Source organism: Methylotenera sp., assembly GCF_029945535.1.
GTDB lineage: Bacteria > Pseudomonadota > Gammaproteobacteria > Burkholderiales > Methylophilaceae > Methylotenera.
Genome location: NZ_JAQSCU010000018.1, coordinates 1 through 12,675, shown reverse-complemented (window position 1 = coordinate 12,675; position 12,675 = coordinate 1). Strand labels below are relative to the sequence as shown.

Below are 12,675 nucleotides of genomic sequence, written 5' to 3'. Positions count from 1 at the left end.
ATACCGATAATTGCAATAACAATCATCAACTCGATTAATGTAAAACCTTTTTGAACTTGTTTCATTTCTATATCCTTTATAAAAAAATTAAATTTTTTGCACTACAACCTTAAACACAAGGTGTTGCAGTGCTTGAAAACTATTAAGCAAAGGTTGTGCCATCTTTATTTAAATATGACCTAACTAGCTGTAGACTTCGCTCGGCATGTACTAAGCTTTAGATGAAAAGTCGCTGCTGCAGGTAGCTTAGACGGTTTTTAAGTTGGAATTTTGATGTGACATGATATTAGTTTACTTCTGACTCTTTGCCATTAAGTTAGCAACTGATTTTATTTTATACTATAAAAAAAGCGGGATTCCCCCCGCTTTTTCTTAATTTGACTGACAAAAATTGACACTTTTGTCGGAAATTGTCACTTTACCAAAACTTCCACCATGGTTTTTTGCCAGATGTTCCCGCTTCTGCGCCAGTTAACTGGCCAGTTACTTTGAGTTTTCGGCTACCTTTTGTAAGTTAGCTAAACCTGAGTCAAAAATACCTGTGATGGCTTTAACTGCTGTTTCGTCATCTTGGCCCGCTGGGATTGGTGGGTTAAGTTTGTATAAGCGGTAGAAGCGGCCAACCCATGTCACTTTTGATTCGCCTGGTTTGTCACCTTTTTCTACAGTCATTGTTGCGTTGTAGTCTGTTAGTGGTAGTGTGCCAGTCACGATCTCATATTTAATTTTCATTGATGCGTCATCAATAGTGCGCAATTTCTCGTACACATTGCCGCCATCTTTAAACGTAAGTGTTCTGAAAGTAGCCATGTCGCCATTCTCATCTTTTTTCTGTTCTACTTTAGTGCTGGCTACGCCCGGGTGCCATTTGTGAATGCCACCAAAATCTTTAACGATTGCCCATACTTTAGCTGGATCAGCTTTAATCGTGATGGTTTTTTCAACTTTTTGTGGTGATGGGCCGTGTGCTGCTGCTGTGAACGGAACTAGACTTACGCTTAAGCCAAGCGCAAGCAATGCTAAAATCTTTTTCATTTACTAATCTCCATGACTCTCTGTAACGAGAGGCTTTAAAACTCTCAATTAAGAGAGGCTCTAATTAAACTGCTTAAAAACAACGATGCATTATAAATGAGAAAGATAGTTTTTAAAAACTAAGCTTTGCAATGCACTGCTGCTTGCATTTAAGTTAACGCTATTGCTGTATCTTGGTTGACAAAGACGTGTGGTGCGATGCACGAGTGAGGTCATTTTGACGATTTAAAACAAACTGCCCAAATGCGCGACTTTTGTCACCAGTTTTTATTGTTGTGAGTATCTGGTTGGTTTCAGTGTCTATCACGCTAACGCTATTACTGCCCCAATTGGCAACGTAGGCGCGGTTGTTGGCATTATCTATACTAATCCCTTCTGGTGTATTGCCAACATTAATCGTGGCGATAGCTTTGCGTGTAGACATGTTGATAACAGTCACGCTGTCGTCTTGTGTGTTGCTCACATAGAGTTTCTTTCCATCTAAACTGATAGCCGCACAATAGGGGTGGTAGCCTACCTTTACTTTATATTGCGCACTGGTTTTGGTGTTAATGATACTGACTGTATCTTCTTTTACATTGACGCTGACCAACCATAAGCCAGTTTTGCTAAGAGCAAGCCCAAAAGGGTGCTTGCCTACTGGAGTGCGTTTTTTTATAGTAAGAGTGGCCGTGTCTATCACTGCGATATCATTACTATCCCGATTGGCGATATAAAGCCATTTGTTGTTGGGACTGACTACCATGCCAGCTGGCGCATCGCCAACACTCACTTCACTTGTAGTATGGTCTGCACTTGTGCTAATGGCTAATACGCGATTATCAAACCAATCCGCCACATAAAGCGTCTTGCTATCTGGTGATAGTGCTAGACCTACAGGAGAGCCTTTGATTTTTATGGTTTCTACTACGCTGTGATTTTGGGTGTCTATAATCGAAATTTCTTGGCTTTCTACGTTAGAGATATAAGCGCGATTTAACTTAGCTGAAACAGCTACCCCAACAGGCGCTTTGCCTACCTTAATAGTGTTAATGACTTGATTTGTTGAGGTATCAATGACTGATACGGAGTTTTCGCCTTGATTGGTAATATAGGCTAAGTTTGAATGAGCTGGTTTGATTGCGGCTTGGCAAGCAGTGGTTAGCGTGCAAGTGAGTGCGCCAATAATCAAAAGTGCAATAAATTGATTAAATCTCAAAAATTTAATTGATAGTATTTTCATAGGCTTAGCTATTATACTCAAATGGCTGCTTTCAAAAATACTCAAAATATGAAAAAATCGTATTAAATAATTTAGGCAGTAAAACGTTATGTTAGATCGAGACGGGTTTCGCCCGAATGTTGGCATTATTATATGTAATGCCAACAATCAGGTATTTTGGGGCAAGCGTATTCGTGAGCATGCTTGGCAGTTTCCGCAAGGTGGTATTAACCATGGCGAAAGCCCAGAGCAGGCCATGTATCGCGAGTTGATGGAAGAGGTAGGTTTAAAGCCTGAGCATGTACAGATTTTGGGGCGCACCAAAGACTGGCTCAGGTATGAAGTGCCTTCTACATGGATTAAGCGTGAGTATCGCGGCAGTTACAAAGGCCAAAAGCAAATTTGGTATTTATTGCGTATGCTAGGTCGCGATAGTGATGTGTCGCTACGCGCAAGTGAACATCCCGAGTTTGATGCATGGCGTTGGAGCGAATACTGGGTGCCGCTGGAAGATGTGATTGAGTTTAAACGCGGTGTGTATGAATCTGCGTTGAATGAGTTGGCGCCACATTTGCATCATAAGCATGTTAAATAATAAGTTGTGAAAAAAGCCTGCAATTGAGAGATTGCAGGCTTTTTTGTAAGTTTTCTTCTGTTATTTTTTATTGCCCATTAATTCACCTAAGCGGATAGCTCTTGCAGGTTGCCAATCGGTATTAAACTGAAGCACATCCTTTTCAAACAACATGACTACGGTAGAGCCAAGTAGGAATCTACCCATTTCATCACCTTGTTTTAGATTGATGTTTTTATTATCGTATTTCCAAACTTTAGTTTTACCTGTCCGCGGTGGGTTGATGATGCCATTGGCAGTATCGCACCATACAGTTGCCATGCTGCCAACAATAGTCGCGCCGACTAATACCATGACAAAGCTGCCGTGGTGAGCAGAGGTGAATTCACACACTACACGTTCGTTTCTGGCAAACAATCCAGGCACGCCTTGCGCTGTAGTTGGATTTACAGAGAATAAAGCACCTGGAACATAGGTCATGCTTTTTAGTGTGCCGTCACATGGCATATGAATGCGGTGGTAATCTTTAGGGCTTAAATACAGACAAGCAAAATGCCCACTTTCAAACTTGTCTGCTAATGCTTTGTCGCCGCCAACTAAAGCAGTTGTAGAGTATGAGTGGCCTTTTGCCTGAAATATTTGATCTTTCTCAATTGCACCAAATTGGCTAATCGCACCATCTACAGGACAAATAAAATCAGCCTGAGCCATTGGTCGCGCGCCAGTTTTAAGTGGGCGCGTAAAGAATTCATTGAAAGTTTTATAGGATGTAACGTCAGGATTAGCGGCTTCAGCCATATTGACTTGATAGCGTTTTACGAACCAAGTAATGACTGATGTGGTTAAATCGCCACCTTGATAGTGAGCTAATTTACCCGCAAGTGAGGTAATGGCTTGTTTGGGCATTAGATATTGTAGTAAAACGGCTAATTTCATGGGGCTTTCCTAATAAAAAGGGCGGTTGCTGTTAGCGCCCGCCCTAGTCTAGTAGGTCGGGTTTTAACCCGACAAATCAGGCTGAAGCCTGACCTACAGTTTAGTTCTTAGTTTGATCAACTAATTTGTTTTTAGCAATCCAAGGCATCATAGAGCGTAATTGACCGCCAACCTGCTCAATTGGGTGAGCTGCGTTCAAGCGACGACGTGCAGTCATTTCTGGGTAGTTAGTACGTCCTTCTAAAATGAACTGTTTCGCGTAGTTACCGTTTTGAATGTTAGCTAGGCATGTTTTCATCGCCGCACGTGATTGATCGTTAATCACTTGTGGACCTGTTACATATTCGCCGTATTCAGCATTGTTTGAGATTGAGTAGTTCATGTTGGCGATGCCGCCTTCATACATCAAATCTACAATCAATTTCAATTCGTGCAAGCACTCAAAGTAGGCCATTTCAGGTGCGTAACCAGCTTCAACTAATGTTTCAAAACCAGCTTTAACTAATTCAACAGCGCCGCCACATAAAACAGCTTGTTCACCGAATAAGTCAGTTTCTGTTTCTTCACGGAAATCAGTTTCAATTACGCCGCCTTTAGTGCCGCCGTTTGCAGCTGCGTATGAAAGCGCAACATCTTTAGCTTTGCCAGATTTATCTTGGTAAACCGCGATTAATGAAGGAACGCCGCCACCTTTTAAGTATTCTGAACGCACTGTGTGGCCTGGGCCTTTTGGAGCAACCATAATGACGTCTAAATCAGCACGTGGTGTGATTTGGTTGTAGTGAATGTTAAAGCCGTGTGCAAACGCTAATGTAGCGCCTTGTTTTAAATGGTCAGCTACATCTGTCGCAAAAATTTGTGCCATTGTTTCATCTGGCAACAATAGCATTACAACATCTGCATCTTTAACCGCATCAGCGATTTCCAATGTATTGTGACCAGCGCCAATTGCTTTAGCCCATGAGCTGCCGCCTTTACGAAGGCCGATAGTCACGTTTACGCCGCTATCTTTAAGGTTTGCCGCATGCGCGTGACCTTGTGAGCCGTAACCAACGATGGTTACTTTTTTGCCTTTGATTAAATTAAGGTCTGCGTCTTTATCGTAATAAACTTTCATTTCTTTTACTGCCTTTCAATGCAAATGCTGAATAAATTATAGAGAGATTTTTTAACCTGTTTTGCTTAAACTTTTAAAATGCGGTCGCCACGGCCTATGCCAGAAGCGCCTGTACGTACTGTTTCTAAAATTGCGGCTTTATCTAGGCTTTCAATAAAGGCGTCTAACTTAGTGCCTGAGCCGGTAAGCTCAATAGTAAAGCTGCCGTCGGCCACATCGATAATACGACCACGGAAAATATCACACATGCGTTTCATTTCTTCACGAAACGCACCCGTTGCTTTGACTTTTACGAGCATCAATTCGCGCTCGATAAATTTACCATCGTTTAAATCAAGCACTTTGACAACGTCAATGAGCTTGTTTAACTGTTTAATGATTTGTTCGATAATCGCTTCAGAGCCTGAAGTGACAATGGTCATACGAGACAATGTTGGGTCTTCTGTCACGGCGACTGTGAGTGATTCAATGTTATAGCCGCGCGCGGAAAATAAACCTGCTACGCGTGATAGTGCGCCAGCTTCATTTTCCATGAGTAGCGAAATAATATGACGTGGAGCGCTAGTAGTCATTATAGATCCTCCGCGCCAATATCACTGGCCAAAATCATTTCAGATAAACCCTTACCATTTTGTATCATTGGGAACACATTTTCTTTTTGATCGGTAATGAAATCTAAAAACACAAAGCGTGACTTCATATCAAAAGCTTCTTTCAATGCACCTTCAACGTCGCTAGGTTTGGTGATTTGCATACCTACATGACCATAAGCTTCGGCCAATTTAACAAAGTCTGGCAGGCTGTCCATATAAGATTCTGAATAACGATTCTCATAGAAAAACTCTTGCCATTGACGCACCATACCTAAGTAGCGGTTGTTGAGCATAATGACTTTGATCGGCAAATGATATTGCGCACAAGTTGAAAGCTCTTGAATATTCATTTGAATACTGCCTTCGCCTGTAACACACGCCACCTGTGCATTTGGATGTGCAAACTGCACGCCCATTGCATATGGCAAGCCAACGCCCATGGTGCCTAAGCCGCCAGAGTTAATCCAACGACGTGGATCATTGAACTTGTAATATTGCGCTGCCCACATTTGGTGTTGGCCAACGTCTGACGTCACAAAAGCTTCGCCTTTAGTCACTTCATGTAGTTTTTGAATAACGTATTGCGGTTTAATAAATTCGTCACTTTGCTTAAAGTCTAAGCATTTTTTACCACGCCAAGCGTTAATTTGCTTAAACCAAGCAGCTAGCGCGTTGGTGTTCTGAGCTGGTTTTTCAGTAGCAATTAGTTCGTTCATATCTGCAAGTACAGATTTAACGTCACCAACGATAGGCACATCAATTTTTACGCGTTTTGAAATTGACGATGGGTCAATATCAATATGAATAATCGTACGTGGCGTTGACAAGAAGTGTTTGGTGTTACCAATCACGCGGTCATCAAAACGGGCGCCAACGGCCAAAAGCACGTCACATTCTTGCATCGCCATATTGGCTTCATAAGTGCCATGCATGCCAAGCATTCCCAAGAACTTTTCATCAGACGCAGGAAAGCCGCCCAGCCCCATTAAGGTGCTGGTGATAGGAATCCCCATAGACTGAATAAGCTTGATTAAATGTGCAGATGCATCGCCCAGCACCACGCCGCCGCCAGAATACACCATTGGGCGTTTTGCTTCAGCGAGCAATTTAAGTGCTTTTTTAATTTGACCTAAATGGCCTTTAGTCACAGGATTGTACGAACGTAAACTGACGCTTTCTGGGTACTCAAATTTGCATAGATCAGCGGTAATATCTTTTGGAATATCCACTAAAACAGGGCCTGGACGGCCACTTGCAGCGACGTAAAACGCCTTTTTCATGGTTGCAGCAATATCTTTTACGTCTTTAACCAAAAAGTTATGTTTTACGCATGGGCGAGTAATGCCAACTGTGTCGCACTCTTGAAACGCATCTTCACCGATGGCGTAAGTAGGCACTTGCCCACTAATAATCACCATAGGAATTGAATCCATATAAGCGGTAGCAATACCAGTCACCGCGTTAGTCGCGCCTGGACCAGACGTCACAAGCGCAACACCCACTTTGCCTGTAGAGCGAGAGTACGCATCAGCCGCGTGCAACGCAGCTTGCTCGTGACGCACTAAAATATGCTTGAATTTATCCTGATGATAAATCGCGTCGTAAATGTGCAGCACAGCGCCGCCTGGGTAGCCAAATACAAACTCAACGTTTTCTTCATGCAAGCAGCGAATTAAAATTTCTGCGCCTGTAATTTGTTTGGAACTACTGTTTTTTGGAGTATCTGCCATAAATCTTTTAATTAAAATATTTTTTTATATTTTATACATTATTCGGTAACCCTATAGATTAACGGTTTGAGGCCATTTGGTCAAGAATGAAAGTGTTGATGGTGAGTTGCTTTTGAGATAAGACTATGTTTATTTGGATATTCTTTACAAATGGATTTTTATATTGGCACAGATCTTGTGCGATGTTTAGTTGTGATCACTAGGATTTCAGTATAAAGGCATGCATTGTGCCCTGCATTGATACCGGTTTGCAGGGCATGTTAATTTATCTTAAGTTTTATTACATTTTAGTAATGGTAAGGATTGCTAATTAATCATAGACGGGTGGTTTTATTCAAGCTCTAGAGGTGGAGCCACTTTCATCAACTCTTCAATCGTCGTAATTCCCGCAGCAATTTTTTCTGCTCCATTGATGACTAGCGGCTGCATGCCATCTTTATAAGCTTGCTTGGTGAGGTCGGCTAAGTTGGTTTCTGGCGTAATGAGTTTACGTAATGCGGGTGTAATGGTGAGCATTTCATAGATGCCGCTGCGACCTCTAAAGCCAGTATTACGACATTCCATACAGCCTACAGGTTTGTAAATGTGTGCAGGTTTGGGTATGTTGAAATCGCCAACTAACGCATCCCACTTACTTTGTTCTATTAGGTCAGCTACTTTGCAGTTGGTGCATAGCGTGCGCACTAAGCGTTGAGCCATGATGCCGAGTACGGTTGAGTGGATGAGGTACGATGGGACGCCTAAATCTAACAGTCGAGTGACGGCAGAGGGCGCGTCGTTGGTGTGTAGGGTGGATAGCACTAAGTGGCCTGTGAGTGCCGCTTGTATCGCCATATCGGCAGTCTCTAAGTCGCGAATTTCACCTACCATGATGATGTCGGGGTCTTGCCGCATCAGTGTGCGGATGCCGCCTGCAAAGGTCAAACCGATATTTTGTTGTACCTGCATTTGGTTGAACAGCGGTTCTACCATTTCAATCGGCTCTTCTACCGTACACACGTTGACTTCTGGCGTGGCGAGCGTGCGTAAGGTGGCGTAAAGCGTGGTGGTTTTGCCTGAGCCAGTTGGTCCTGTGACTAAAATGATGCCGTTGGGCGACTTAGTCCAGCTATGCCAAATGGTAGCCTGCGCTTCTGCAAAGCCGAGGGCTAAAAAGCCTTTCTCTGATACCTCTGGCGCGAAAATCCGCATCACTAGTTTTTCACCAAATGCGGTTGGCATGGTGGATAAGCGTAGCTCGATTTCTTGGCCATCACTACTCAAGGTTTTAATGCGGCCATCTTGCGGACGGCGTTTTTCTACCATATCCATACGCCCCAGCAGCTTGATGCGGCTGGTGATGGCGTTCATAATGTTAGGCGGTAGTTGATATACTTGATGCAGCACACCGTCGATTCTAAAGCGCATCATACCCATGCCGCGCCGTGGTTCTAGGTGGATATCACTAGCGCGTTGCTCAAAAGCGTATTTGAATAGCCAGTCCACGATATTCACTACATGCTGCTCATTGGCATCTAGGTTTTTATCTTTGCCTAGCTCAATCAGTTGCTCAAAGTTTTGCACACCGACGATTTGCCCCGCTTTGGCTAAATCAGCGGCATTCATGGAGTTGGCTAGATTGTAAATCTCTGGCAGGTAACGGCTAATCTCTAGTGGATTCGCCATAACGAGCTTGATTTTCATCTTGAGCACGCGCTCAAGATCGGCAATCCAATCGGTGCTGAATGGTTCAGTTGTGGCAATCACCGCCTCGCCATTTTTGACGGAAATCGGCATGATTTTTAAACGTTCAGCATAACCTTGCGAAACGATTTTCGCGGCTGAGCCGAAGTCTAATTTGAGCGGGTCGATATGGTAGAACTCAAGGCCAGAGCGTTCAGCAAGCCATGTGGAGAGCATTTCAACTGTGATCACTTTATTCGGAGTCTTAAGGCTTTTCCATTTTTGCTCACCGATCACAACTAGCGGATGCAGGTTAGACGAATCAAGTTTGCGGTCTTTATATAGTTTTTCCGCATGGGCTTTATCTACAATGCCGTCACTTACTAACATGCGTAAAGTATCGCCTAGTGATAGGCGACCACTTGGATTGCTCAGAATAGTCGGTTTGCTCATTGGGCTGATGATCCTCTTTTAAGCGTTTGTTGTTAGTTTGTAGCTTTAGCTAGTATGAATGACTCTCATGGATAAATCGATGGCTTGTACATTTTTAGTAATTGCACCTATCGAGATTCTATCCACGCCAGTTAGTGCAATTTCACGTACGTTGTTTAAGCCTATGCCGCCAGAAGCTTCTAGCACGGCGCGTTTGCCTGATTGTTGATTAAATTGAACGGCTTCTGTTAATTGATCAGTACTAAAGTTATCTAACAATATACTAGTTGCGCCTGCTGCTAATGCCTCTTTTAGTTGAAACATATTCTCAACTTCAATTTGTATGCTTTTGCCTGAATTAAGCGCAAATGCCTGCGCCATCACAGCACCTATGCTGCCAGCTGAGGCTATATGATTTTCTTTAATAAGAATGCCATCGTACAAAGCCAGGCGCTGGTTGTGCCCACCTCCGACGGTAACTGCGTACTTTTGCGCTAACCTTAAATTTGGAATAGTTTTGCGGGTATCTAAAATTTGGCTTTGTGTGCCATCCATCGCATCTACATATTTACGTGTTTCAGTAGCTGTGGCTGAAAGTGTTTGCAAAAAGTTAAGCGCGCATCGTTCCGCAGTCAATAGCGCACGTGCAGGACCTGTGATTTCGCATAACACTTGGTTTGCTTGTACACGTTCGCCTTCAGTCACCTGCCAGTTGATTTTGACACTCGCATCGACTTGATTAAAGCAAGTTTGTACCCATGGAATACCGCAAATAACAGCAGTTTCGCGCGCGATAATCGTCGCCGTGACTTGTTGTTCCGCTGGTACAAGTGATGCGGTAAGGTCGCCAGTGCCAATGTCTTCTTCCAGCGCTGCTTGAACTTGCTTGAGCACCAAGTGATTAAAAGCCATGGAACTAGGTGGGTAATGTTGATTAAATAAGGTCATGAGTTAAGTAATTATTATTGTTCTAAAAATACAGCTTTTCTGAAAAATTAATATGCTTTGATAAACCAAGCTGTGTTTGAATTATAATCCTATCAATCATGAATATTCAGTAATAACTTTTAAAGTAACCACAAACAGATAATATGAAACTTTTATACACCATTAATAGCCCTTACGCCAGAAAAGTACGCATTGTAGCGGCTGAAAAGCATATCGAAGTTACGCTCGAAGAAGTGGTTTTGAGTGCACCAGATTGCCCTGTTAAGCAACATAACCCATTGGGTAAAGTGCCTGTGTTGGTGTTGCCTGATGGCGATAGTTTGTATGACTCACGTGTGATCGTTGAGTATCTTGATAACCGCACACCGCTTGCACATTTGATTCCACAAGATGTAACTGCCAAAGTGAAAGTACGTCGCTGGGAGGCCTTGGCTGATGGTATTTGTGATGCAGCAGTGGCAACTATTCTAGAACAACGTAAATCAGCCGAGCAGCAAGATGCGGCGTTTATTGCGCGTCAAATGTCTAAAGTCACAAATGGTTTGAAAGTGCTGAATGAGGATTTAGGCAAAGCCGAAGGCGTTGGAAAAAGTAATTGGTGTGTCAATGGTACTTTTAGTCTGGCTGATGTCGCAGTGGGCTGTATGCTGGGGTATTTAAAACTGCGCCTCGGTGGCGTTATTAATTTAGCTGCCGAATATCCAAATTTAGAGCGCTTGCAATTAGCGTTATTAAAACGCCCATCATTTAAAGACAGCATGCCTGTTGCTTAAGTCAGTTAACTTAATCTTCAGGCAAATGAGTGGCGTCTAACTAATAAATAAAATCGGGATCTTCATCCACGATTCCTGAAAGCCGATTTTTTTTACGCATCGACTGTCTGTGGTTCAAGCGTTTTTGCGCCTCTGGTGGAAAGTCCGTAAATCTTAATGCACCACGGTCGATTAAAATAGAAATCAAATCCTCTAGTACCCTTGCTAATTGGATGTCGCTCTCTCGAAATGGTGAGACTTGAGCGAGTGAGTTTTCTAAAAACTCAATATACTCTTTAGCATCAATTTCGATAAACTCCCAGCCCGCGCCAAGCTTTTCTAAAGCACTTGCGGTGATGGTTCCTTGTGCATTTTTAAAGACGTAAGCCATTTGAGCCTCAGAAATCTAATCACTTGAATAAATGAGCTGATTGTATAGCGTCTGACTTGATAATAAAGCAGTGAATAAAAGGCTGAATGGCGGTCTAACTTTAGCTTTAGAAGTTAAGTTGAGATAAGTCGATTAGTTAGCAGTAGCCATTAAAACGCTAAAGCCACCATCAACTCAGATTGCTATGAAGCCTTTTTTGCTAGCGCCGCATCAATCTCATTAAATAAAGCACTATAAAGGCTACGGGTATGTTTGTTCCAGTGCTGCCAGTCTTTTTCCAATGTGGCTCTCAAGCTTTTGGCGGTTTCTACATCGCCTGTATTGGCCGCCCACAGCGCGTAATGCGCACGAGTGTCTGGTGAGCCAAATGTATCAGCGGCATGCGAAAACTCAATGCGAGCGTTAGTATTATCTTCGCTTGCAGCATAGCTTTGTGCAAGTAATAGGCTGAGCTCTTCAGGTCTAAAACTCGCAAACTTGTTTCTAATATCTAAGAGTAACTCAGTCGCCAAATGCGGTTGTTTGTTGTGAAACTTTGCCTTTGCTGCGCCAAAGCAAACCTCAGGGTCATTCGCAAATGGACCATTTAGACAAGCGTCAAATTGTTGTACAGCTTCGTTGTATTGACCAGCGCCATCAAGTGCGGCGGCAAGGCGCATTCTGTTTTGTACGGTGGGCGTTAAGTCGAAAGCTTGTCTTGCATCACGTAATTCACGGGTTGGATCCAGTAGGCCGAGTGCAATATTTGAAACTTGCTTAACACCACGATTTAATTTTGACGCGGGCATATATTCTGCAAAAAAATAAGCCACGCTGCCTAGTAATGGAAAAGAAAATAGAATAATTAGCCAATACATTTGGCGACCAGTTCTAAGTGCATGAATTGCAAAAAATAGTGCGATTAAAAAGTGTAAACCTAGACCTACAAATGGCATAACGTTAACCTTAAAACTAAATAATTAAGAGTGGAGTTTAGACTTTATTTTTTGCATAACTTCGCTAATTAAACAATTGATTACAAATCGCTAGACCTTAGTCTTTTAAGCCTAAGTCCGCATTGAGCTTAGCCGCCCAAGTTTCAAAGTCAGTTATTTTTTGCTCTAATACACTGATGCGCTTCTTCAGTACATCAATTTCGCTAGCGCTCACGGCGTCAAGGTTGTTCGTCTGTATCTCGGCACTGTTTTGTGCAGTAACGCTTGGTTCGCCGCTTAATAAATGGCACCAGCGCGCCTCACGTGAACCAGCTGCTTCGCGCCCTGAGGCACTCCGTCAAGTTATTTTTGCATTTTCCGACAGGTTTG

The 12,675-nt window shown here is 43.0% G+C and carries 13 protein-coding genes; 2 read left to right on the top strand and 11 right to left on the bottom strand.

What is annotated here, in order from left to right:
- From PSU72_RS11700 to PSU72_RS11690, 3 genes are all read right to left on the bottom strand, one after another.
- The coding region (locus PSU72_RS11700; RefSeq protein WP_300433296.1) for a prepilin-type N-terminal cleavage/methylation domain-containing protein at nucleotides 1-65 on the bottom strand (65 nt) is incomplete at its 3' end.
- 418 nt (nucleotides 66-483) lie between these two features.
- Nucleotides 484-1,035: an SRPBCC family protein gene (locus PSU72_RS11695; protein WP_300432729.1), complete on the bottom strand. Its 552-nt coding sequence runs from the start codon at nucleotides 1,033-1,035 to the stop codon at nucleotides 484-486.
- Nucleotides 1,036-1,195: 160 nt separating this feature from the next.
- Entirely contained in the window at nucleotides 1,196-2,257 is a 1,062-nt protein-coding gene (locus PSU72_RS11690) for a YncE family protein (RefSeq protein WP_300432727.1), read from the bottom strand.
- 88 nt (nucleotides 2,258-2,345) lie between these two features.
- Between PSU72_RS11690 and PSU72_RS11685 the strand changes: the two genes are divergently transcribed.
- Complete coding sequence (locus PSU72_RS11685) at nucleotides 2,346-2,831, top strand: RNA pyrophosphohydrolase (protein WP_013147327.1); 486 nt, start codon at nucleotides 2,346-2,348, stop codon at nucleotides 2,829-2,831.
- A gap of 60 nt (nucleotides 2,832-2,891) precedes the next feature.
- Here PSU72_RS11685 and asd read toward each other — a convergent pair whose 3' ends face one another.
- The 6 genes from asd to nadC form a co-directional block, all read right to left on the bottom strand.
- Nucleotides 2,892-3,746: an archaetidylserine decarboxylase gene (gene asd, locus PSU72_RS11680; protein ID WP_300432725.1), complete on the bottom strand. Its 855-nt coding sequence runs from the start codon at nucleotides 3,744-3,746 to the stop codon at nucleotides 2,892-2,894.
- Nucleotides 3,747-3,846: 100 nt separating this feature from the next.
- On the bottom strand, nucleotides 3,847-4,863 hold the full coding sequence (gene ilvC / locus PSU72_RS11675; protein ID WP_300432724.1) for a ketol-acid reductoisomerase: 1,017 nt from the start codon (nucleotides 4,861-4,863) through the stop codon (nucleotides 3,847-3,849).
- Nucleotides 4,864-4,928: 65 nt separating this feature from the next.
- Complete coding sequence (ilvN, locus tag PSU72_RS11670; RefSeq protein ID WP_300432722.1) at nucleotides 4,929-5,435, bottom strand: acetolactate synthase small subunit; 507 nt, start codon at nucleotides 5,433-5,435, stop codon at nucleotides 4,929-4,931.
- Nucleotides 5,435-7,186 carry an acetolactate synthase 3 catalytic subunit gene (locus PSU72_RS11665; protein WP_300432720.1) on the bottom strand — a complete coding sequence of 584 codons (1,752 nt, stop codon included), beginning with the start codon at nucleotides 7,184-7,186 and terminating at the stop codon, nucleotides 5,435-5,437. Before PSU72_RS11665 ends, ilvN begins: the two co-directional genes overlap by 1 nt.
- A 330-nt stretch (nucleotides 7,187-7,516) precedes the next feature.
- Nucleotides 7,517-9,301, bottom strand: a complete 1,785-nt coding sequence (locus tag PSU72_RS11660; RefSeq protein ID WP_300432719.1) for a GspE/PulE family protein — start codon at nucleotides 9,299-9,301, stop codon at nucleotides 7,517-7,519.
- A gap of 45 nt (nucleotides 9,302-9,346) precedes the next feature.
- Entirely contained in the window at nucleotides 9,347-10,228 is an 882-nt protein-coding gene (gene nadC / locus PSU72_RS11655) for a carboxylating nicotinate-nucleotide diphosphorylase (protein ID WP_300432718.1), read from the bottom strand.
- Nucleotides 10,229-10,371: 143 nt separating this feature from the next.
- Between nadC and PSU72_RS11650 the strand changes: the two genes are divergently transcribed.
- On the top strand, nucleotides 10,372-11,001 hold the full coding sequence (locus PSU72_RS11650) for a glutathione S-transferase N-terminal domain-containing protein (RefSeq protein ID WP_300432717.1): 630 nt from the start codon (nucleotides 10,372-10,374) through the stop codon (nucleotides 10,999-11,001).
- A gap of 40 nt (nucleotides 11,002-11,041) precedes the next feature.
- Here the strand turns inward: PSU72_RS11650 and PSU72_RS11645 are convergent, their stop codons facing one another.
- Both PSU72_RS11645 and PSU72_RS11640 read right to left on the bottom strand, forming a co-directional pair.
- Complete coding sequence (locus tag PSU72_RS11645) at nucleotides 11,042-11,371, bottom strand: hypothetical protein (protein ID WP_300432716.1); 330 nt, start codon at nucleotides 11,369-11,371, stop codon at nucleotides 11,042-11,044.
- Between the two features lie 182 nt (nucleotides 11,372-11,553).
- The gene (locus tag PSU72_RS11640; RefSeq protein WP_300432714.1) at nucleotides 11,554-12,306 is read right to left on the bottom strand and encodes a hypothetical protein; all 753 of its coding nucleotides are present in this window, start codon (nucleotides 12,304-12,306) and stop codon (nucleotides 11,554-11,556) included.
- Between the last annotated feature and the right edge of the window lie 369 nt (nucleotides 12,307-12,675).